We start from the raw sequence: 21,473 nt of genomic DNA on the forward strand, positions 1-21,473 counted from the left end.
CAGAGCCGGCTGCCGGTGGGCGGCGCGGGAGCCCGCGGCGTCGCCGGACCCTGTGCCGGAGGATGCGACTCACGTCACAGCCTTCGGTACGCAGATCACACCGCCCACCCCGCTGACCTGCGGTCTCAATATGAGACGGTGGGGGGCTGACCTGGGCCTATCGTTCCTCTCGTCCGGGCGGTAGCGTCCGGATCGATCCCGGCTGCCGCGTGAACGCGGACCACAGCTGCTCCGAGAAGGGCAACCGGTTGGTCGAACAGAACGAACGCGCCGTCCACCACGAGAGGTCGGATGCCCGTGAGGCAGCCGACCGGTTCGTCCCTGCGCCCGCCGCACCCGTCGCGGTGGGCGCGGCTGCGGCGCGCGTCGCTCTCGCCCGGGAGTCCTTCCTGCACGACGAGGACCCCGCGCCCGGTCTGGTCCGGGCGCCGATCCTCGCGTCCTGGACCCGTTCCCGGCAGTTCTCCGTGCCCACGGACCATCTCGAGCTGCCCTACGAGAGCGACTCGGAGGCCGACAGCCCACTGATGCGCGCGGCCCGGCCCGTCATCGAGGACCTCGCGGACCAGTTCGCCACCGAGCCGGTCAGCGTCATCCTGTGCGACGACGAGGGTGTGGTCCTCGAGCGGCGCACCGGGGACTCCGCGCTGCGCGCCCAGCTGGACCGGATCTGGCTGGCCCCCGGCTTCAGCTACGCCGAGCAGTACGTGGGGACGAACGGGATCGGCACCGCGCTGGAGGGGCGCGCGCCGGCGCAGGTGTTCGGGCACGAGCACTACGTCGAACACCTCGAGGAGATGGCCTGCGCCGGGGTGCCGATCCACCATCCCGTCACCGGCAAGCTGCTGGGCGTCCTCGACCTGACCTGCTGGCGCAGCGAGGCCAGCGCGATGATGGCTGCCACCGCCGCCACGATCGCCCGGCGCATCGAGGAGGTGCTGCTCGAGCAGTCCGGGCGGCGCGAGCTCACCCTGCTGCACGACTACCTCGCCGCCTGCCGGCGCGGCCGCGGCGCGGTGCTCGCCGTCAGCGACGACCTGGTGATGATGAACGACCGGGCGCGCGAGCTGATCGACCCCGCGGACCAGGTCCCGCTGCTGGCCGACGCCACGGAGGCCATCCGCACCGGCCGCCGTCGCCAGCTGCTCGTGGACCTGCCCAGCGGTGCCACGGCACGGGTCCAGTGCCGGCCGAGCTGGGCCGAGAACGGGCTCTCCGGCGGGGTGCTGCAGGTCCAGCTCGTGTCGCGGGCCTCGCTGAACCGGCCCGGCACGCCGTCGATCACCACGGCGCTGCCCGCCGCGGTGGGGTCCGGCGCGCTGTGGACGAAGTGCGCGCAGACCGTCGACCGGCACTTCCGGCTCAACGAGTGGCCGCTGCTGGAGGGCGAGCCGGGCTCGGGGCGGACCACGCTCGCCCGCGCGACGCACCAGATGCACTCGCCCGCCGGGCACGTCCGGGTGCTCGACGCCGCGAACTGCGGCCCCCGCTGGATCGCCGAGGTGGCCGACGAGCTGCACACCGGCGGCGGGACGCTCGTGCTGCAGCACGTCGACTCCCTGTCGGCGGAGAACGCGCTGGCCCTGGCGGACGCACTGGAGCCCTACCGGGAGTCGACGGACCCGGAGCGGCAGTGGGTCGTCGCGACCCGTTCCCGCAGCTCCGAGGCGGACTCGCCGGAGCTCGCCGAGCTCCTGAGCTGCTTCCCGCGCAGCATCGAGGTGCCCCCGCTGCGCCACCACATCGAGGACGTCGCCGAGCTCGTCCCGTACCTGCTGGCGCGGCTCACCCGGGGCGCGGACCTGCACTGCTCGCCCGAAGCGATGCGGGTGCTGATGCGCAACCGGTGGCCCGGCAACGTCGACCAGCTCTACCAGGTGCTGCGCAAGGTCGTGGCGCGCCGGCGGACGGGCACGATCCGGCCGGAGGACCTGCCGCCGGAGACGCGCGCGATCACCCGCCGGGTGCTCACCCCGCTCGAGGCCATCGAGTGCGACGCGATCGTGGACGCGCTGCTGGACACGGACGGCAACAAGGCCGAGGCGGCTCGTCGTCTGGGCATGAGCCGGGCGACGATCTACCGCAAGATCCGCGGCTACGGCATCTCCATGCCCGACGGCTCCGAGGTCTGAGGGATCCGGATTTTTCGCGTTATGGAACCATAACGCGAATTTCGGGGGCTGTTTTTCGCATTATGGTTCCATGATGCGGGGGCGGAGCAGGGTGAGGAGCTCCTGGTAGGGGCCGACGACGTAGGCCTCGTCGCCCTCGGTGAACCTCGTGTCCCTCCGCGGCGGGTAGTCCAGGGTGCCGTCGCGGTGGGCCAGGGCGACGACCCTGGTGCGGGCGGAGAGCTCGCGCATCGCGAGACCGTCCAGGGCCGCGCCCACCGCCAGCTTCCCGATCATGAACGGCGTGTGCTCGACGTAGAACGTGCCGAGGACGTCCAGCCCCAGGGCGGCGCCCACGAACCAGGGCGCGGCCAGCGCCGCCGTCGAGCGGACGTAGCGGAAGCCGAAGCCCTCCTCGACCGCCTCGGACAGGTCGCGGTCGAACACCCGCAGGACCACCGGCACGGAGTCCCAGCGCTCGCCCAGCTGATCCCGCACCGCGAGGCCCGCCTCGATGTTGACGAGATCGTCGCTGGTCATGACCGCCACGGCGACGGCCTCGTCGAGGTTGACCGACGCGAGGACGGCGGCGTCCGTGGCGTCGCCCGTCACGACGGGGACGCCGAGCTCGCGGGCCCGGGCGAGGTGGCGGTTGGTGCCGTCGCGTTCGAGGACCAGGGGCCGGGCGCCCGCGGCGAGCAGGCCCTCCAGCACCCCGATGCCGACCGCGCCGAGGCCGACGACCAGCACGTGGCCGCGCATCGAACCGATCCGCCGCCTGCCCACCGAGCGCTCGATGCCGCTGCTCACCAGCAGCTGGGTGAGCAGCGAGAACAGCACCGCGGCGAGCACCACCCCGAGGAACATCATCCCGATCGCGTACACGCGCAGCCAGGTCTGCTGCTCGGCGAAGGAGAAGTCGCCGTAGCCGACCGTGCCTATCGTCTCCACGGTGAAATAGACGGCGTCGACCCAGGTCATGTGGCTGCCGTCGGTCTTGACGTAGCCGGCGCGCAACACGAACACCGAGATCGCGAACACCGAGAGCAGCACGCAGAGGGTGACCTTGAGCGGGCGTTCCGCCTCCGCGAGCAGCGTGCGCAGGACCAGCAGCAGGCTCGTCCGGCCGCCCTCCTCGGCGAGCCGCGCCGCCCGCTCGGCACCGGCCGTCCGCGCGCCGCGGCGAACCTGCGGCACGGGCCGGGACGCCGTGACGTCCACGGGATGGCCGGCGAACTGCTCGGGCGTGCCGATGAGCGTCACCCGGTCGCCCACGGCCACCTCGTGATCGCGGCCGGGGCAGATCTCCTGGCCGGCGCCGGTGACGGCGAGCGGCGCGAGATCGCCGAACAGGTCGCGCAGGATGCCCGGCCGGGTGGCGTCGATCGTGGCGACCACGAACGTCCGGCCGGCGAGCTCGACCGGGTGGGGGCGGCGGCCCAGGCAGGCCTCGACCACCGACGGGGCGGCCAGGGCGGCGACGTCGAGAACGCTGTTCGGCCCGGTCACCCCGGCCAGCGCCCGCCCGACGGCGGGATTCGCGACCCGCACGACGAGCCGGACCTCGGGGGCGAGCCGGCGGGCGAGCAGCGCGCACTCGGTGGCGACGAGATCGTCGTCCGGCACCACGACGACCGCGGCGGCCTGCTCGATCCCCGCCTCCACCAGCGCGTCCCTGGGCCGTCCCGGTACCCGCCGCACGCCCCAGAGCTCCAGCAGGTGCCCGGCCACCGCGCCCGGCCGCTCGCCGGCGTCGACCACCACCGTCTCCACCCCCGCGGCGTGCAGCTGCTCCACCGTCCTGAGGCCCACCGCCCCGATCCCGCACACCACCACGTGACCTGCCATGACGCGGGAGTGTGGCCGAACCGTGTGACGGCGGAATGACCCGGTTCCCGTCGGTGATCTCCACTAGGGTCCGGCAGGTGCTGGACATCGGGGGCTTGGCCAAGAAGTTCGGGGGCCGGGTCGCGCTGGAGGACGTCACGTTCTCGGTGCGCCCGGGCGAGGTGTTCGGGTTCGTCGGGAGCAACGGCGCCGGCAAGACCACGACCATGCGGATCGTGCTCGGCGTGCTCGAGGCGGACGGCGGCGAGGTCCGCTGGGAGGGCGCGCCGATCGACGCAGACGGGCGCCGGCGGATCGGGTACATGCCCGAGGAGCGCGGCCTTTACCCGAAGATGAAGGTCGGCGAGCAGCTCGCCTACCTGGCCCGGTTGCACGGGATGGCCGCCTCGGACGCGGCCGCCGCCGTGACGCGCTGGACGGATCGTCTGGGCGTGGGGGAACGGGTCGGGGACGAGGTGCAGAAGCTCTCGTTGGGCAACCAGCAGCGGGTGCAGCTGTGCGCCGCGCTGATCCACGATCCGCAGGTCCTGGTGCTCGACGAGCCGTTCTCGGGCCTCGACCCGACGGCCGTCGAGGTCATGAGCGCGGTGCTGCGGGGCAAGGCGGACGAGGGGGTGCCGGTGGTGTTCTCGTCCCATCAGCTGGATCTGGTCGAGCGGCTGTGCGACCGCGTCGGGATCATCGCGGCGGGCCGGATGGTGGCCGTCGGGACCGTCGAGGAGCTGCGCAGCGGCGGGGTCAGCCGGATCGACGTCGTCGGGCCGGGCGGGGACTGGACGGCCGGGTTGGACGGGGTCACGGTCGTCACGCAGGAAGGGAACCGGACGCGGGTGGAGCTCGGCGACGGGACGAAGGACCAGGAGGTCCTGGCGGCGGCGCTCGCCGCGGGGCCGGTGCACGAGTTCGCGCCCTACCGGCCACCGCTCACGGAGCTGTACCGGCACGTGGTGTCCGGGGGTGCGGCATGAACGGGTCGTTGTCGCCGGGGCAGGTCGTCGCGCTCGTCGCGAAGCGCGAGTTCACCACGCAGGTCCGGTCGCGGAGCTTCCTGATCGGGCTCGTCGTGACCATCGTGATCTTCGCGATCTACGCGCTGATCTTCCAGTTCATCGGCAAGCAGACGTCGTCGGACACCCTCGGCGTCACGCCGGGGGCGCAGCCGCTGGTCCCGGCGTTGCAGCAGGCGGCGCAGGCGATGGACCGGACGCTGACGATCACGGACGTCTCGGACTCGGCGGGCGAGGTCCAGGTCCGCAACGACGATCTCGACGCCGTGCTCACCGGGACGCCCGGGTCGTACCGGCTGGTCGGGCGGGACTCGGTGGGCGACTCGCTGCAATCGATCGTGGCCGGGGTGGTGCGGCAGCAGGCGCTCACCTCGGCGCTGCAGGCCGCGGGGCAGGACCCGGCCGCCGTCGCGCAGCGGGGCACGGTCGCGGTGTCCACGCTCGAACCCGTCGACCCGCAGCGCGGGGAACGGCTCGGGCTGGCGATCGTCACGTCCGTGCTGCTGTTCATGTCGCTGATCGGGTACGGGACGGCGGTGGCGCAGGGCGTCGTCGAGGAGAAGTCCAGCCGGGTGGTGGAGCTGCTGCTCGCCACGATCAAACCCGTCCACCTGCTCACCGGGAAGGTGCTGGGGCTCGGCCTCGTGGGGCTGTTGCAGCTGGTGATCCTGGGCGCGATCGGGGTGGTCGGCGGGACGGTCGCGGGGCTGCTCACGGTGCCGACGGCGGCGGCGTCGGCGCTGGTCGCGGCCGTGGTGTGGTACCTGCTCGGGTTCTTCCTGTACGCGTCGCTCTACGCGGCCGCGGGCTCGATGGTGTCCCGCCAGGAGGAGCTGCAGTCGCTCGTCACGCCGATCATGTTCCCGCTGCTGCTGCCGTTCATCTTCGCCGTCAGCGTGCTGCCCGGCGATCCGCGCAACACGGTCGGGACGGTGCTGTCGTTCGTCCCGTTCTTCGCCCCCACGCTGATGCCGGCCCGCCAGGCGCTCGGCGTCGCGGCGTGGTGGGAGGTGGGCATCGCCATCGTGCTGACGCTCGCCGCGATCGTCGGGACGGTGCTGGTGGCGGCGCGGATCTACCGCAACTCCGTGCTGCGCACCGGCGCCCGGGTGTCGCTCTCCGAGGCGCTGCGGGGTGCCCGGGCCTGAGGCCCCCGTGAGTGGCGATGGTCGCCCGGGCGACCATCGCCACTCACGAGCGGGGTCGGGGCCTCCAGGCCGTGAAGCCGGCCCGTTCGGCGTCCTCGGGGGTGCGGAACCAGGCCTCGGCCTTGGTGCGGCGGTAGTAGGGGCTCGCCGGGGTGTGGAAGAGCTTCGACGAGGCGTTGCCCTTGATCGTGAACTCGGGGCCGGGTGCGGAACCGTCCGGGAGCGGGGCGGCCGAGCCGGGGCCGTAGGGCTGCTCGGCGGGGTGATCCGTGGGGGCCGGGGTGGGCTTCTCGGCGTCCTCCGCCGTACTCCCGGATCCGCTCACCGCCGCCTTCGCCGTGCCACTCGCCAGGGCCGCCGCGCTGCTTGCGGAGGTCTTCGCCGCGCCGGCGGATCCGGCGTCGGCCGCCACGCTGCCGGCGGATCCACTCTCGGAGGCCGGGGCCGCGGATCCACCGTCGGCCGGGGGCCGTCGGGCTTGCGGGTCGGGGACCGCGGCGAGGCGGGGTGCGGGCCGGGGTGCCTCGGGCTGGGGTCGGGCGGGGGCCGTCGTGGGGCGCGTGGTCGCCGGCGGGAGCGAGGCGTCGCCCTGCCGCCAGGCCTCGTGGACGTCCGTGCCCGCGCCCGCGAACGCGCGGCGCCAGACGACCAGGCCGCCTGCCACGCCGACGCCCGCCACCGCGAGCAGCACGAGGCCGCGGCGTCTCCGGGTCCGTCCGTCGGCCATCGCGGGGCTCCCCTCGTCGGTCCTCGCCGCACACTATGCGGTCGGCCCCGACCGGACGCCCCCGGCCCAGGTCAGCGCCGCGCGTCCTTGACCCGCTCGTAGCGGGCGAGGGCCTCCTGCCGCTCCGCCTTGTGGTCGACCATCGGCTCCGGATAGCCCTCCGGGACGCCGTCGGGCAGCTTCCAGGGCTGGTGCACGGCCTTGCCCTCGATCCCCCGCAGCTCCGGGACGTACCGGCGCACGTAGTCGCCGTTCGGGTCGAACTTCTCCCCCTGCGTGACCGGGTTGAACACGCGGAAGTAGGGCGAGGCGTCCGTGCCGCTGCCCGCCGTCCACTGCCAGCCGTGCTGGTTGGAGGCCAGGTCGCCGTCGACGAGGAGCTGCATGAAGTGCCGCGCGCCCCACCACCACGGCAGGTGCAGGTCCTTGACCAGGAAAGACGCGACGATCATGCGTAGCCGGTTGTGCATCCACGCCTCGGCGCGGAGCTGGCGCATACCCGCGTCGACGATCGGGTAGCCGGTGCGGCCCTCCTTCCAGGCCTCGAACGCGACCTCGGCGCTCCTGCCCGAGGCGAGCGGCAGGGCGTCGAAGGCGCGGTCGTAGTTCTTGCGGGCCGAGTCGGGGCGCTGGTTCAGGATGTCGGCGTAGAACTCGCGCCAGGCGATCTCGGTGCGGTAGGTGTCCGCGTCGGCGGAGCGCTTCCTCGCGAGGTCCGCCAGCAGCGTCCGCGGGTGCACGCAGCCGTACTTCAGGTAGGGCGACATGTGCGACGTGCCGGGCCGGTCCGGGCGGTCGCGGCCGGTGCCGTAGTCGTCCACGGCGCCGTCGAGGAAGTCCTTCCAGGCCGCCAGCGCGGCCTTCTCCCCCGGTTCGGGCAGCTCGGCCTCGACGGTGACGTCGTCGGGGATCGCCACCGCGCGCGGCCCGCCGTCCTTCTCCGTCGGGTCGATCCAGGTCACCGTCGAGGCCGACGTGTCCGCGGGGGCGCGCCAGCCGTGGTCGGCCCAGACGCGGCGGAAGGGGGTGAAGACCTTGAACGGCTCGCCGTCGTTCTTGCGGACGCGGCCCGGGGCGACGGCGTAGGGCGAGCCGGTCCGGACGAGCTCGCGTCCGGCGTCCGCGAGTGCCTTCTCGACGGCCTCGTCGCGGCGGGCGCCGTAGGGCCCGAAGTCCGCGGCGACGTGCACGGAGCCGGCGCCGACGGCCTCCGCGATCCGGGGCACGACGTCGGCGGGATCACCCCTGACGACCAGGAGCCTGCCGTTCAGATCGGCGTCGAGCGCCCGCAGGCAGCCGTAGAGGAAGGACAGGCGGGCGCCGCCGCTCGGGCCGGTCAGGGCCGGGTCGAGCACGAACAGGGCGAGCGAGGAGTCGGACGCGTCGGCCGCCGCGAGGAAGGTGGGCTGGTCGGCGACCCGCAGGTCCCGCCGGAACCAGACGATCGAGCGGGACTTCGCGGCGCGGTCGGGCATGGGCCGACGCTAACGGCGCGCCTCCGCAGGCGCGCGCCGAACGAGGCCGGACGACCGGGACGGGCGACTCGGGCGACTCGCGGGACGGGCCGGACTCGTGAGTGGCAATAGTCGTCCGGGCGACTATTGCCACTCACGGGGGCGGTTATCGGTTGGTGAGCTCCACGTAGTCGCGCTCGGTGGCGCCGATGTAGAGCTGGCGGGGGCGGCCGATCTTGTTCTGCGGGTCGGCCATCATCTCGCGCCAGTGGGCGATCCAGCCGGGGAGCCGGCCCAGGGCGAACAGGACGGTGAACATCTTCACCGGGAAGCCCATCGCCCGGTAGATCACGCCGGTGTAGAAGTCGACGTTCGGGTAGAGCTTGCGCTCGACGAAGTAGTCGTCCGCCAGGGCCTTCTCCTCGAGCCTCATGGCGATGTCGAGCAGCGGGTCGGTCACGCCGAGGGCCTTGAGCACCTCGTCCGCCTTCTGCTTCACGATCTTCGCCCGCGGGTCGTAGTTCTTGTAGACCCGGTGGCCGAAGCCCATGAGCTTGACGCCCTGCTCCTTGTTCTTCACGCGCTCCATGAAGGCGTCGGCGTTGCCGCCCTCCGCCTGGATGCGGGTGAGCATCTCGAGCACGGACTGGTTGGCGCCGCCGTGCAGCGGGCCGAACAGCGCGTTGACGCCCGCGGAGATGGACGCGAACAGGTTCGCCTGCGACGACCCCACCAGCCGGACCGTCGACGTCGAACAGTTCTGCTCGTGGTCCGCGTGCAGGATCAGCAGCGTGTCCACGGCCTTCGCCATGACCGGGTCGATCTCGTAGGGCTCGGCCGGGAAGCCGAACGTCATGCGCAGGAAGTTCTCCACCAGGCCCAGCGAGTTGTCCGGGTAGAGGAACGGCTGGCCGACGGACTTCTTGTAGGCGTAGGCCGCGATCGTGAAGACCTTGGCCATCAGCCGGACGGTGGAGAGCTCGACCGCGTCGGAGTCGAACGGGTCCAGCGAGTCCTGGTAGAAGGTCGAGAGCGCCGAGACGGCCGACGACAGCACCGGCATCGGGTGCGCGTCGCGGGGGAAGCCGTCGAAGAAGCCCTTGAGGTCCTCGTGCAGCAGCGTGTGCCGGCTGATGTCGGTGGTGAACTTCTCGAGCTGCGTCGCCGTGGGCAGCTCGCCGTAGATCAGAAGGTAGCTGACCTCGAGGAACGTCGAGCTCTCGGCCAGCTGGTCGATCGGGTACCCGCGGTAGCGCAGGATGCCGGCGTCGCCGTCGATGTAGGTGATCGCGGAGGCGCAGGCGGCGGTGCTCGTGAAGCCGGGGTCGAACGTGGTCATCCCCGTCTGCCCGAGAAGCTTGCTGACGTCGACTGCCGAAGCACCCTCCGTCGGCGCCTTGATCGGCATGTCGTGCGTGCCGCCCGGGTAGTTGAGGACAGCGGTGTCTGCTCCGGCGGACTCGTCAGCCATGTGGAGGTTCCCTCTCACACTCGGTTCTTCCTGATGGGCGCCACGCTAGTGCGCGAACGGGCTTCCGTAGGTGTCTCGGGCACGCATCACGCCGGGACGCGGCAAGGATCACTCACGGTCTCGGGTCCTCACCGTGGCCGTCATCGTCCGCCCCGGGGGCCCGGATGGCATCCCCTGGCCGGTCACGGTCGGGAATCGACGGGAACCCGGTAGGACCAGAACTCGCGGAAGCGCATCACCACGACGAGCGTGACGACCACCACAGCGATGCCGCCGATCAGCGATGCGGTGCCCGGACCGACGGCGGAGGCGGCCGGCCCGTGCCACAGATCGGCGAGCCGCGGGCCCCCGGCGACGACCACCGTGAACACCCCCTGCATGCGCCCGCGCATCTCGTCCGTGGCCACGGACTGCAGCATCGAGTTGCGGTAGACCGAGCTCACCAGGTCCCCCGCTCCGGCCATCGCGAGGAACAGGACGGCGAGCCAGAGCGACGACGTCAGCCCGAAGAGGGCGACGCCGATCCCCCACACGCAGATCGCCGCGGTGACCGCCACGCCCTGCCTCGACACCCGCGCCAGCCAGCCGGACAGCACACCGCCCGCGACCATGCCGATCGGGATGGCCGCGAAGAGCAGGCCCAGCGCGAACCCGCCGTCGACGGGATCGCCGAACACGGTGTGCGCGATCTCCGGGAAGACCACCCGCGGCATGCCGAAGCCCATCGCGATGACGTCGACCAGGAAGGACACCAGCAGCACCTTGTGCAGCGCGGCGTACCGGAAGCCCTCGACGATCTGGCGGATCCCGGCCTTCGGGCGCTCCCCGGTGGAGCTCGGCGGCACGGCCGGCAGCCGGAAGGTGGCCCACAGGGTGGCCAGCAGGAAGATCGCGTCGACCAGGTAGAGGGTGCCGAGCCCCACCAGCGGGATCGCCACGCCCGCCAGCAGCGGGCCCACGATGGCGCCGAGCTGCACGACCGTCATGTTCAGGGCGTTGGCCGCCGGGAGCTGCCCGGCCGGCAGCAGCCGCGGGATGACGGACGCGCGCGCCGGCTGGTTCATCGCGAGCATCGACGACTGGACGGCGAAGAGCACCAGCACGACCCAGACGCTGCCGACCCCGCTCGCGGCCACCACCCACAGCGCGAGCGAGGTGATCGCGATGCCCGAGCCGGTGATCAGGAGCATCACCCGGCGGTCCACCGCGTCGGCGATCGCGCCGCCCCACAGCCCGAACACGACGAGCGGGAGCAGGCCGAACACGCCGGTCAGGCCCACATAGGACGACGACTGGGTCATCGCGTAGATCTGCGTGGGCACGGCGACGACGGAGAGCTGCGCCCCGATCGTCGTGACGATCCCGGCCAGCCACAGCCGCCGGTAGGAGACGGTCCGCAGCGGCGTGGTGTCCGCGAAGGTGCTGCGGGCGAACGAGCCCAGCCGGGTGCGCAGGGTCCGGCCCTCGGGCAGCGGCGCGGTGGGCGCCTCGGGATCGACGGGCATCCTCCGCGTCCCACCCGGCACGGCCCCGCCCGGCACGGCCCCGCCCGGTACGGCAAGGCGCTCGGTGCCGGCCTCGGCCGGACCGGGGGTCGCGACGGTCGGCGGGTCGGCCGGGGCCCCGACCGTCGGCGGGTCGGCCTGCGGATCCCGGGACGGCCGGGTCGGCGGCTCGTGGCCCGCCCGCAGGCGGTCGGTGGGCTGATCCGGGCGACTCACGTGTCCACGACTACCACGCCGCACCGACGGATCCCTCATCGACGCTGGTCAGAGCTGGTCAGCGCCGCACGGACGGGACGTACCGGTCAGGGCGCGAGCCGCTCCACCTTCCACGTGCGGGCGTCCCGGTCCCCGACGAACCGCAGCCGGTCGTGCATCCGGTTTGTCCGGCCCTGCCAGAACTCCACCTCGTCCGGCACGATCCGCCAGCCGCCCCAGTGCGGGGGTCGCGGGATCTCCTCGGTGTCGGCGAACCGCCGTTGGGCGGCCTCCAAAGCGTCGTCGAGCACCGAGCGGCCGGCCACGACCACCGACTGCGCCGACGCCCAGGCCCCGAGCTGCGAGCCGCGCGGCCGGCTGGCCCAGTAGACGTCCGCCTCGTCGTAGCTCGCCTGCTGCACCAGGCCCCGGACGTGCACCTGGCGGTGCATCGCGTACCAGGGGAACGTGGCGGACGCCTCGTGCGACTGCCGAAGATCACGGCTCTTGGCGGAGGTGAAGTTCGTGTAGAACACCACACCCCGCGCGTCGAGGCCCTTGCACAGGACGGTGCGCGACGCGGGCCGTCCCTGCGGGTCCGCGGTCGCGAGCACCATCGCGTTGGGCTCGTCGACCCCGGCCTCCCCCGCCTCGGCCAGCCAGCGTGCGAGCTGCTCGTGCCAGGTGGGGGCGAGCTGGTCGACGTCGAAGCCGTCCGAGCCGTAGTCCACGCGCATCCCGGCCAGCGTTGTCGTACCCGTCATCCACACCTCCTCGTGGACTGCCGACAGTAGGTTCCGACACACCTGTGGCGACACCCTCCGTTCGGGTCCCGGTGACCGATGACACCCGAACCGTGCGTTGTGCGGGCGGGGTCGGGTCGGACACCCTGACGCAACAATGCGCCGCACCAGCGCAGGAATCGGCCGACGGCGCACCCCGGTACGGCCGGGCCTGCCGACGACCGAGGAGTACCGGTGTCCGAGATCCCCCCGCCGCCACCCGGCTTCAAGTCCGGGCTGGAGGGCCACGTCGCCTTCCGCACCGAGATCGCCGAGCCCGACAAGGACGGCGGGTCGCTGCGCTACCGCGGCGTCGACATCGAGGACCTGGTCGGGAGCGTGAGCTTCGGCAACGTCTGGGCGCTGCTGGTCGACGGCCGGTTCGGGCCGGGCCTGCCGCCGGCGGAGCCGTTCCCGATCCCGGTGCACACCGGCGACGTCCGGGTGGACGTGCAGGCCGCGCTGGCCATGCTCGCCCCGCACTGGGGCTACAAGCCGCTGCTCGACACGGAGCCCGACGAGGCCCGGGACCAGCTCGCCCGCGCCTCGGTCATGGCGCTGTCCTACGTGGCCCAGTCCGCGCGCGGCATCGGCGTCCCGGCCGTCCCGCAGTCGCGGATCGACCAGGCCGCCACGATCACCGAGCGGTTCATGATCCGCTGGCAGGGCGAGCCGGACCCGGCGCACGTCCGCGCGATCGACGCCTACTGGGTGTCCGCCGCCGAGCACGGCATGAACGCCTCCACCTTCACCGCGCGCGTCATCGCCTCCACCGGGGCCGACGTGGCGGCCTCGCTGTCCGGCGCGATCGGCGCGATGTCCGGCCCGCTGCACGGCGGCGCCCCGGCCCGCGTGCTGCCGATGATCGAGGAGGTCGAGCGCACCGGGGACCCCGAGGGACTCGTCCGCGGCATCCTCGACCGCAAGGAGAAGCTGATGGGCTTCGGGCACCGGGTCTACCGGGCCGAGGACCCGCGCGCCCGCGTGCTGCGCCGCACCGCCCAGGAGCTGGGCGCCGCCCGGTACGAGCCGGCCGCCGCGCTGGAGCAGGCCGCGCTGAAGGTCCTGCGGGAGCGCCGCCCGGACCACCCCATCGAGACGAACGTCGAGTTCTGGGCCGCGGTCATCCTCGACTTCGCCAAGGTGCCGCCGCACATGATGCCGGCGATGTTCACCAGCGCCCGGACCGCGGGCTGGTCGGCGCACATCATGGAGCAGAAGCGCGAGAACAAGCTGGTCCGCCCGAGCGCCCAGTACATCGGGCCCGGCCCGCGCAAGCCGCAGGACGTCGAGGGCTGGGACCTGCTCACCGCCTGACGACCGACGAACGGCGCTCCCGCTCGGCCCGTCAGGCGGGGGCGCCGTTCGTGTGAGCGAACGGCACCCTCGTTCACACCTACCGAGCGAGAGCGCCGCTGGATCACACGGCGACGGGGGCGGGTGTGCTCCGGCGGCGGATGACGACGGACGCGACGGCCGCGTAGCCGCACAGGATCGCCCCGCCGTACCAGGCGAGGTCGTAGCTGCCCAGGGCGTCGCGCACCAGCCCCGCACCCAGCGCGGCGGCGGCCGCACCGACCTGGTGGCTCGCGAAGACCCAGCCGAACACCACCGGGGCCGACGCCCCGAAGTGCTCCCGGCAGAGGGCGAGCGTGGGCGGCACCGTGGCCACCCAGTCCAGCCCGTAGAAGATGATGAACGCGAAGATCGACGCGTTGACGTCCGCCCCGAACAGCGGCACCAGCAGCGCGAGCGAGACGCCGCGCAGCGAGTAGTACGCGAGCAGCAGCAGCCGGGGATCGAAGCGGTCGGTCAGCCAGCCGGAGAAGATCGTCCCGACGAGGTCGAAGATGCCGACCAGGGCCAGCAGGCCGGCCGCCGTCGTCGGCGGCATGCCGTGGTCGTGGGCCGCGGGGATGAAATGGGACTGGACCAGCCCGTTCGTCGTCGCGCCGCACACGAAGAACCCGGTGACGAGCAGCCAGAACGTGCTCCTCCTCGACGCGGAGACCAGCGTGGTGATCGCCAGCTTGGCCGCGCCCGACCGCAGCGGTTCGACGACGTCCGCCTCGGTGCCGCCGTAGGGCAGCGCACCGACGTCGGCCGGCCGGTCCCGCAGCAGCAGCACGACGATCGGGAGCGCCACGAGCGCCGCGCCGGCCACGGTGAGCGACGCCGTCCGCCAGCCCGAGCTGGTCGCCAGGTGCGCGACCAGGGGCAGGAACACCAGCTGGCCGGTGGCGTTCGCCGCCGTCAGCAGGCCGGAGACGAGCCCGCGCCGGGCCACGAACCACCGGCCGACGACCACCGCCACCAGCGACATCGCCATCGACCCGGTGCCCAGCCCGACGATCACGCCCCACAGCAGGAACAGCTGCCACGACGACGTCATGAACACGGTCGCGCCGGCGCCGAGCGCCACCATGGTCAGCGCGAACGCCACCACGCGGCGCACCCCGAACCGCTCCATCAGGGCCGCCGCGAACGGCGAGACCAGGCCGTAGAGGGCCAGGTTGACCGAGACGGCGCCGGAGATGGTGCCGATGGACCAGCCGAACTCCTCGTGCAGCGGATCGAGCAGCACACCCGGCGCCGACCGGACGCCCGCGGCACAGATCAGGGACAGGAAGGTCGCCGCCGCGACCCACCAGGCCCAGTGGACGCGCCGCTTCGGGACCTCGGTGGGGCGCGTGCTGAGTTCGCTCACGGAATGCAGCCTTCCCGACGGGATCGCGGAAGAGAAGTGGCCGGACTGCCACTCTGTGAAAGAATCCGGCCATGTCTCTGCATCGGGTGGCCGTGCTGGCGATGCCGTCGGTGCTCGCGTTCGAGGTCGGGCTGCCGCACAAGTTCCTGCCGCCCGAGCTCTACGACGTGCGCGTGACCAGTGCGGACGGCGGCCCGGTGCCGACCTCCGCCGGGTTCTCGCTCGTCCCGGAGCACGGGCCGGAGATCCTCCGCACCGCGGACACGGTGATCGTCCCGGGGCATCAGGCGGGGCCGCAGACCGGCGTCCCGGTCGAACCGGGGATCGTCGGGGCGCTCCGGGCCGCGCCACGGGTGCTCTCGATCTGCACGGGGGCGTTCGTGCTCGCCGCCGCGGGCCTGCTCGACGGGCGCCGCGCCACCACGCACTGGCTGCACGCCGCGCGGTTCCGGGAGCTGTTCCCGCAGGTCGAGATGGATGCGGACGTGCTGTACGTCGACGAAGGAGACGTCCTCACCTCGGCCGGCAACGCCGCCGGCATCGATCTCCTGCTGCACCTGTTGCGCCGCGACCACGGCGCCGAGGTGGCGGCGCGGGTGGCGCGCCGGGCCGTTGTCGCGCCGTGGCGGGAGGGCGGGCAGGCGCAGTTCATCGACGTGCCCGTGCCCGGCGGGGGCCCGGGCACCGCGGCGACCCGGGACTGGGCGCTCGCGCACCTCGGCCTGCCCCTGACCCTCGACGACCTGGCGGCGCACGCCGCGATGAGCGTGCGCACCTTCACCCGCCGGTTCCGCGCGGAGACCGGGCAGAGCCCCGGGCGCTGGCTCGTGACGCACCGGGTCCAGCTGGCCCGGCGGCTGCTGGAGGGCAGCGACCTGCCGGTCGAGCAGGTGGCCGAGCGGGCCGGCTTCGGGACGACGGTGTCGTTGCGTCAGCACCTGCACGCGGCCATCGGGATGTCCCCCCTGGCGTATCGGCGCAGCCAGCGGGCCCCTGTGGGGGCGTGACCCCGACTCGCACGGCACCACGGCCCGACTCGCGGAGTCCCAGCTCCCGACTCGCGGAGTGCTTCGCCCCGACTCGCGGGGTGCCGCGAGTCGGGCCGTGCGAGTGGCGAGGTGGGGTCGCGCGGGTCGGGGTCAGGCCGCCAGGGTCTCGATCCGGCGGACGGCCTCGGCGAACTCGGCCAGCTCCGCGACGACGTCCGGGCCGGTCGGGCGCACGAGCAGGCCGGCCGGGCGCAGCGCGTGGACGATCCGGGCGAGGTCCGCACCGGGCGTCACCTCCAGGACGGAGCGCAGCGCGGCCCCGCGCGGCGACGGGACCCGGAAGTTCTGCGGCACCCAGGCGCCGGTGCCGGGCCGGGCGACCCAGGCCGGGACGCCCTCGATGCCGTGCTCGGCCACGAGCAGCTCGCGCACGGAAGCGGCGTGGGCCTGGGGGTCCGGCACGTCGGTGCCGGGCAGCCCGACCACCAGCTCGACCCGGCCGCGGGCGCGTTCGGCCAGGTCGGCGACCCGGCCCGCGTCGGTCGTCGCGCGGCGCCAGTACCCGCCGACCGCGACGCCGAGCCGGATCCGGCTCGTGCGGCCCGCGGCGACGGCGAGCGCCATGCCGACGTCCGAGTAGTGCCGGGGCGCGTCGTGGCACCACGCGCGGGTGTAGCCGAGCTCCTCGGCGCGGGCCACGTGCTCCGGCGTGGCCACCCCCACGGCGAGGGCGCAGTCGATCTCCATGGGGGGACCTCCCAACCGTTGTCCAGCGGTATCTCGATCGACGGGGGCCGAACGTTGCAGGAAACGGCGGGTGACTTCCCTCCCCCGCGCCACGGACCGCGGAGGCGGCTTGCGACACTGGGGAGGTGACCTCGTCGACCAGCACCGACCTGCAGATTCCCGCCGACCTGCTCCCCGGCGACGGGCGCTTCGGATGCGGACCGTCCAAGGTCCGTCCCGAGCAGCTCGCCGCGCTCGCGAAGGCCGGGGACGTCATGGGCACCTCCCACCGGCAGAAGCCGGTGAAGTCCCTCGTCGGGCGGGTCCGGTCCGGGCTGCGCGAGCTCTTCTCCCTCCCCGAGGGCTACGAGGTCGTCCTCGGCGACGGCGGCTCCACCGCGTTCTGGGACGCGGCCGCGTTCGGCCTGGTGCGCGAGCGCTCGCTGCACCTGACCTACGGCGAGTTCTCCTCGAAGTTCGCGGAGTCCACCAAGGGCGCGCCGTTCCTGGCCGACCCGGTGATCGTCTCGGCCGAGCCGGGCAGCGCGCCCGCGCCGACCGCGGACGCGTCGTGCGACGTCCTGGCCTGGGCCCACAACGAGACCTCCACCGGTGTCGCGGTGCCGGTCGTGCGGCCGGCGGAGGCGATCGAGGGCCAGCTCGTGGTCATCGACGCCACGTCGGGCGCCGGCGGCCTGCCCGTCGACATCACGCAGGCGGACGCCTACTACTTCGCCCCGCAGAAGGGCTTCGCCTCCGACGGTGGCCTCTGGCTCGCGCTGATGTCGCCGGCCGCGCTGGGCCGCGTGGCCGAGCTGGCCCAGGGCGACCGCTGGATCCCGCCGTTCCTGTCCCTGGCCACGGCCGTCGACAACTCGGTGAAGGACCAGACCTACAACACCCCGGCCGTCGCCACGCTCGTCATGCTGGCCGACCAGATCGAGTGGATGCTCGGCCTCGGCGGGCTCGACGCGTGTGTCGCGCGCACCAAGGACTCCTCGGACCGGCTGTACGGCTGGGCCGAGAAGGCGGAGTTCGCCACGCCGTTCGTGGCCGACCCGGCGCACCGCAGCCAGGTCGTCGGCACGATCGACTTCACGGACGCGGTGGACGCCGCGGCCGTCGCGAAGGTGCTGCGCGCCAACGGTGTCGTGGACACCGAGCCCTACCGCAAGCTCGGCCGCAACCAGCTGCGGATCGGCATGTTCCCGGCGGTCGACCCGGCCGACGTCTCGGCGCTCACGGCCGCCATCGACTGGGTGGTCGAGCGGCTCGGTTAGAACCTCCTCGACGAGGGGCCGGACCTGCGGGTCCGGCCCTTTTTCGTGCCCGGGGGTGACGGAATGTAGTCACATCAGTAACATCCGCCTCAGCTTTACCGTGCCCGGCCGTCCGTGCTTTGATCACGCAAAGTCGATCGATGGTCACGGGGCGCGACGAGCGGAAAAGGGCCACGTCGGTGGGCCCGAACTCGCCCCGGCGCGCCTCACCCGTCGGACACGATTCGGCAACTACCGTCACCCGGACGGGGTCGTCAGCGAGAGGAGGCCGACGAGATGCGGTCGTTGCGGGTCGTCGGGATCACCGAGGACGGTTCGGTGGTTCTCGAGGACTCGGCTCGTCGCGAACGCTTCACCGTGCCCGCCGACGAACAGCTCCGGGCCGCTGCGCGAGGGGACCTCACCCGGCTCGGGCAGATCGCGATCGAGTTGGAGAGCCAGTTGCGACCACGCGAGATCCAAGCCCGCATCCGGGCCGGAGCGTCCGTGGAACAGGTCGCCTCGGCCGCCGGGGTGCCCGTCCAGAAGATCGAACGATTCGCCTATCCGGTCCTGCTCGAACGCACCCGGACGGCGGACCTCGCACGCAACGCCCATCCCGTCCGCCAGGACGGCCCGGACGTGCGGACGCTGGCCGAGACGGTCGCCCACACCTTCGGGCTGCGCGGCCAGGACCACACCGGCACGGACTGGGACAGCTGGAAGGGCGAGGACGGCCGCTGGGTCGTCGCGCTCTGCTGGCGCACCGGCCGCTCGGACATCCGCGCGCACTTCACCTTCCAGCCCGGCGCCCACGGCGGCACGGTCACCGCGCTCGACGACCACGCCCGCGACCTCGTCGAGGGCCGCCCGCAGCAGCCGCTGCGCCCGGTCGGCCCGGTGATCGACATCGCCCGCCCGGAGGAGCCGGTCGCGGAACCCGTCGAGACGGCCTCGGTCCCGGCCGCGGTCAACGGGGACGGCCCGCGGATCGCCCCCGAGCAGCGGCGCGCCAGCGTCCCCGGGACCCGGAGCCGCACCCGCTCCCCGGAACCGCGCACCGAGTCGCGCACGGAGTCGCGCTCGGCCGAGGCTCGCGTGGACGCCCGGACCGAGGTGCGGTCGGAGCTGGTCGCGGAGCCGGTGAACCCCCCGGTCCGCCCGCCCGCCCATCCCGCGACCCGGAGCACGGACACCCGCAGCACGGACACCCGGAGCACCGCGACCACGGACACGCGCACCCCGCTCGCGGAGGAGCCGCGGGTTTCGGCCCCGGCGGACGTCGAGGACGTGTCGCCGACGGCCGGGACGCCCACCGATGTTCAGGACGCGACCGGCGAGCCGGCGGAGAGCCCCGAGGTCCTCGAGAGCCGGGAGGCCGCGGCCGAGCCCACCCCGGCCGTCACCACGTCCGCGACCCCGGATCCGGTTCGCGAGACCGCCTCGCCGGAGCCCGAGCCCGCGGGGCCCGAGCAGCCCGCTGCCGCACAACCCGCGTCCGTACAGCCCGCACCCGCGGAGGCCGAGGAGCCCGAGGCCGCGGCGCCGCCCGCGACGGCCGAGGGACCCGCCACCTCCGCGGCGCCGAGGCGCACCAAGAAGGGCAAGCCCGTCATGCCCTCCTGGGACGAGGTTCTCCTGGGCGTCCGGGGCCGCTAGGGAGGGATCGCCGTCGAGTCCGCGGCGTTCCAGGTGGATGCCCCACACGGCCGCGACAGGCCCTCGTACCGGGCGTAGTCGGGCCTGTCGCCAACGCCGCGGGGCGTCCGCCCGGTGCGTCGCGGGGCGGCGGAGGTCCGTCAGACGCTCCCCGGGCCCCGCCCTACCGGGCCCGCACACCGCGGGCCCGCTCGCTGCGACGGCCCGCTCGCCGGCATGATCGGCGTGTCCCCACCCGCGAGTCGGCACTTTCGGTCGTCCGAATGTGCGATCTCGGTCGACGTCGTGGATGTGTGTTTCGGGCTACCGAATGTGCCGACTCGCGGGTGGGAGGGGCGGCCGAGGCACGCAGGGGGCTGCGGCGGCGCAGGGGCTGCGGCGGCGCGGATGCGGGCTACAGGAAGGCCGTGAGGAGCAGGATGACCCAGGCCGCGGCGAGGCCGGCCGCGACTCCGTAGCCGATCCAGCGCCAGAAGGGCAGCCTGCGGATCAGCCAGAGCGACGGGGAGAGGCCCCCGACCACCAGGACGTTGGCGGGGATCCACAGCATCCCGAAGGCCTCGCCGAACGCACGGCTGAGCGTGACGTCCCCGATCGCGGCTACCACGGCGAAGAACGCGGAGACCGTCAGGCCGGTGCCCCACGGGATCGGTTCCGGCGCCTGGAGCAGCGGGATGGGCTCCGTCGTACGCCCGTGCACCAGGTCGACCCCGCCGGTCAGCGGGTCCCGGTACTCGACCGGTCGGCCCAGCACGTCGGACAGCCGGCCCGCCAGCTGACGACCCCGGCGGCTCACGATGTCCTGCTGCTCGGGGATCGCGTCGGCCCCGACACGGGCGGCCACCGCACCCCATTCCCGCAGGTCAGCGCTCAGTTCCGCGGGCAGCACGGCATCGCCCGGTCGCCTGTCGCCGAGCACCACCTGACCCCCCGCAGCGAGGTGCACGGCGTCAGACTACGGGCGGCGCCACGGCATGGAAGGCGACGGCCGCGGCCGTTGCCACATTGAGAGAGTCGACACCGGACGCCATGGGGATCCGCACGCGCAGATCGGCGGCCTCGAGGGCCTCGTCCGTGAGGCCCGGGCCCTCGGCGCCGAGCAGCAGCGCCACCCGCTCCCCCGCGAGCCCGGCCGCGGAGATGGGCACCGCGCCGGCGGCGGGCGTCAACGCGGCGACCCGCAGCCCGGCCTCCCGCAGCAGGTCCAGGGACGCGGGCCACTCGCCGGGCAGGGTCGCGAACGGCACCCGCAGCACGTGCCCCATCGACACCCGCACGCTGCGCCGGTACAGCGGATCGGAGCAGCGCGGGCCGAGCAGGATCCCGTCGACGCCCAGCGCGGCGGCGTTGCGGAACAGCGAGCCGAGGTTCTCGTGGTCCCCGACGCCCTCGCAGACCGCCAGCACGCGGGCGCTGCGGGCCAGTGACAGGGCATCCGGCGAGGCGGCCCGGTCCGCCACGGCGAGGACCCCGCGGTTGAGGTGGAACCCGACCGCCGTGGCCATGGTGTCCGCGCTCGTGGCGTAGGCGGGGACGTCGAGGTGCGTCAGGTCGGACGCCAGCTCCTCCAGCCGTCTGGGCACCCCCAGCAGCGACCGCACGGGGTAGGGCGACTCCAGCAGCCGGCGGACGACCACGACCCCCTCGGCGATGACCAGCCCCCGCCCGCCCGGACGGTCCGGGCGGCGGTCCGCCGTCGTCAGGTCGCGGTAGTCGTCGAGCCGGGGGTCGGCGGGGTCGCCGATCGCGGTGATGGTCGCCACGGTGACCGATCGTCCCAGGTGGCCTGCCGCTCGTCGCACCAGGTCGCCCGGTCAGCCGGTACCGCGAACTTTGCGCATGTGCCACGGTGGAAGGCCGCTGCCCCGATCGGCCCCCGCACGGG

General features: G+C 73.5%; 17 protein-coding genes. 7 read left to right on the plus strand and 10 right to left on the minus strand.

The window, feature by feature from the left end; translation table 11 throughout:
• Nucleotides 1-248: 248 nt before the first annotated feature.
• Nucleotides 249-2,132, plus strand: a complete 1,884-nt coding sequence (locus tag ABD324_RS28555) for a sigma-54-dependent Fis family transcriptional regulator (RefSeq protein WP_344423893.1) — start codon at nucleotides 249-251, stop codon at nucleotides 2,130-2,132.
• Between the two features lie 60 nt (nucleotides 2,133-2,192).
• On the opposite strand, the gene ABD324_RS28560 is transcribed toward ABD324_RS28555, so the two are convergent.
• Nucleotides 2,193-3,959, minus strand: a complete 1,767-nt coding sequence (locus ABD324_RS28560; RefSeq protein ID WP_344423897.1) for an NAD-binding protein — start codon at nucleotides 3,957-3,959, stop codon at nucleotides 2,193-2,195.
• A gap of 35 nt (nucleotides 3,960-3,994) precedes the next feature.
• Here ABD324_RS28560 and ABD324_RS28565 point away from each other — a divergent pair, with 35 nt between their 5' ends.
• Together ABD324_RS28565 and ABD324_RS28570 are read left to right on the plus strand one after the other, a co-directional pair.
• A complete protein-coding gene (locus ABD324_RS28565) occupies nucleotides 3,995-4,927 on the plus strand; it encodes an ABC transporter ATP-binding protein (RefSeq protein ID WP_344423901.1) in 933 nt (310 codons plus the stop codon).
• Nucleotides 4,924-6,114, plus strand: a complete 1,191-nt coding sequence (locus ABD324_RS28570) for an ABC transporter permease (RefSeq protein WP_344423904.1) — start codon at nucleotides 4,924-4,926, stop codon at nucleotides 6,112-6,114. The genes ABD324_RS28565 and ABD324_RS28570 overlap by 4 nt, the downstream gene beginning before the upstream one ends.
• 43 nt (nucleotides 6,115-6,157) lie before the next feature.
• On the opposite strand, the gene ABD324_RS28575 is transcribed toward ABD324_RS28570, so the two are convergent.
• From ABD324_RS28575 to pdxH, 5 genes are all read right to left on the minus strand, one after another.
• Nucleotides 6,158-6,841, minus strand: coding sequence for a sunset domain-containing protein (locus ABD324_RS28575; protein WP_344423907.1), 684 nt, complete (start codon nucleotides 6,839-6,841; stop codon nucleotides 6,158-6,160).
• Between the two features lie 71 nt (nucleotides 6,842-6,912).
• Nucleotides 6,913-8,316: a cryptochrome/photolyase family protein gene (locus ABD324_RS28580; protein WP_344423910.1), complete on the minus strand. Its 1,404-nt coding sequence runs from the start codon at nucleotides 8,314-8,316 to the stop codon at nucleotides 6,913-6,915.
• 145 nt (nucleotides 8,317-8,461) lie between these two features.
• Nucleotides 8,462-9,766: a citrate synthase gene (locus ABD324_RS28585; protein WP_344423913.1), complete on the minus strand. Its 1,305-nt coding sequence runs from the start codon at nucleotides 9,764-9,766 to the stop codon at nucleotides 8,462-8,464.
• Nucleotides 9,767-9,948: 182 nt separating this feature from the next.
• Complete coding sequence (locus ABD324_RS28590) at nucleotides 9,949-11,487, minus strand: MFS transporter (RefSeq protein ID WP_344423916.1); 1,539 nt, start codon at nucleotides 11,485-11,487, stop codon at nucleotides 9,949-9,951.
• 86 nt (nucleotides 11,488-11,573) lie between these two features.
• Entirely contained in the window at nucleotides 11,574-12,230 is a 657-nt protein-coding gene (pdxH, locus tag ABD324_RS28595; RefSeq protein ID WP_344423919.1) for a pyridoxamine 5'-phosphate oxidase, read from the minus strand.
• Nucleotides 12,231-12,443: 213 nt separating this feature from the next.
• On the opposite strand from pdxH, the gene ABD324_RS28600 reads away from it, so the two are divergent.
• The gene (locus tag ABD324_RS28600) at nucleotides 12,444-13,565 is read left to right on the plus strand and encodes a citrate synthase 2 (protein WP_344423922.1); all 1,122 of its coding nucleotides are present in this window, start codon (nucleotides 12,444-12,446) and stop codon (nucleotides 13,563-13,565) included.
• Nucleotides 13,566-13,668: 103 nt separating this feature from the next.
• Here the strand turns inward: ABD324_RS28600 and ABD324_RS28605 are convergent, their stop codons facing one another.
• On the minus strand, nucleotides 13,669-14,955 hold the full coding sequence (locus ABD324_RS28605; protein WP_344423925.1) for an MFS transporter: 1,287 nt from the start codon (nucleotides 14,953-14,955) through the stop codon (nucleotides 13,669-13,671).
• A gap of 71 nt (nucleotides 14,956-15,026) precedes the next feature.
• On the opposite strand from ABD324_RS28605, the gene ABD324_RS28610 reads away from it, so the two are divergent.
• Entirely contained in the window at nucleotides 15,027-15,962 is a 936-nt protein-coding gene (locus tag ABD324_RS28610) for a GlxA family transcriptional regulator (protein WP_344423927.1), read from the plus strand.
• 132 nt (nucleotides 15,963-16,094) lie between these two features.
• Here ABD324_RS28610 and ABD324_RS28615 read toward each other — a convergent pair whose 3' ends face one another.
• Nucleotides 16,095-16,691 (minus strand): LLM class flavin-dependent oxidoreductase, encoded by a 597-nt coding sequence (locus ABD324_RS28615; RefSeq protein ID WP_344423930.1) that lies wholly within the window; start codon nucleotides 16,689-16,691, stop codon nucleotides 16,095-16,097.
• Nucleotides 16,692-16,816: 125 nt separating this feature from the next.
• Here ABD324_RS28615 and serC point away from each other — a divergent pair, with 125 nt between their 5' ends.
• A complete protein-coding gene (gene serC, locus ABD324_RS28620; protein WP_344423933.1) occupies nucleotides 16,817-17,950 on the plus strand; it encodes a phosphoserine transaminase in 1,134 nt (377 codons plus the stop codon).
• Nucleotides 17,951-18,226: 276 nt separating this feature from the next.
• Complete coding sequence (gene sepH, locus ABD324_RS28625; protein WP_344423936.1) at nucleotides 18,227-19,588, plus strand: septation protein SepH; 1,362 nt, start codon at nucleotides 18,227-18,229, stop codon at nucleotides 19,586-19,588.
• A gap of 394 nt (nucleotides 19,589-19,982) precedes the next feature.
• Here the strand turns inward: sepH and ABD324_RS28630 are convergent, their stop codons facing one another.
• Both ABD324_RS28630 and ABD324_RS28635 read right to left on the minus strand, forming a co-directional pair.
• The gene (locus ABD324_RS28630) at nucleotides 19,983-20,534 is read right to left on the minus strand and encodes a DUF2537 domain-containing protein (protein WP_344423939.1); all 552 of its coding nucleotides are present in this window, start codon (nucleotides 20,532-20,534) and stop codon (nucleotides 19,983-19,985) included.
• A 4-nt stretch (nucleotides 20,535-20,538) separates the two neighbouring features.
• A complete protein-coding gene (locus tag ABD324_RS28635) occupies nucleotides 20,539-21,351 on the minus strand; it encodes a TrmH family RNA methyltransferase (RefSeq protein ID WP_344423942.1) in 813 nt (270 codons plus the stop codon).
• Nucleotides 21,352-21,473 lie beyond the last annotated feature (122 nt).

Source organism: Pseudonocardia ailaonensis (assembly GCF_039531635.1).
Lineage (GTDB): Bacteria > Actinomycetota > Actinomycetes > Mycobacteriales > Pseudonocardiaceae > Pseudonocardia > Pseudonocardia ailaonensis.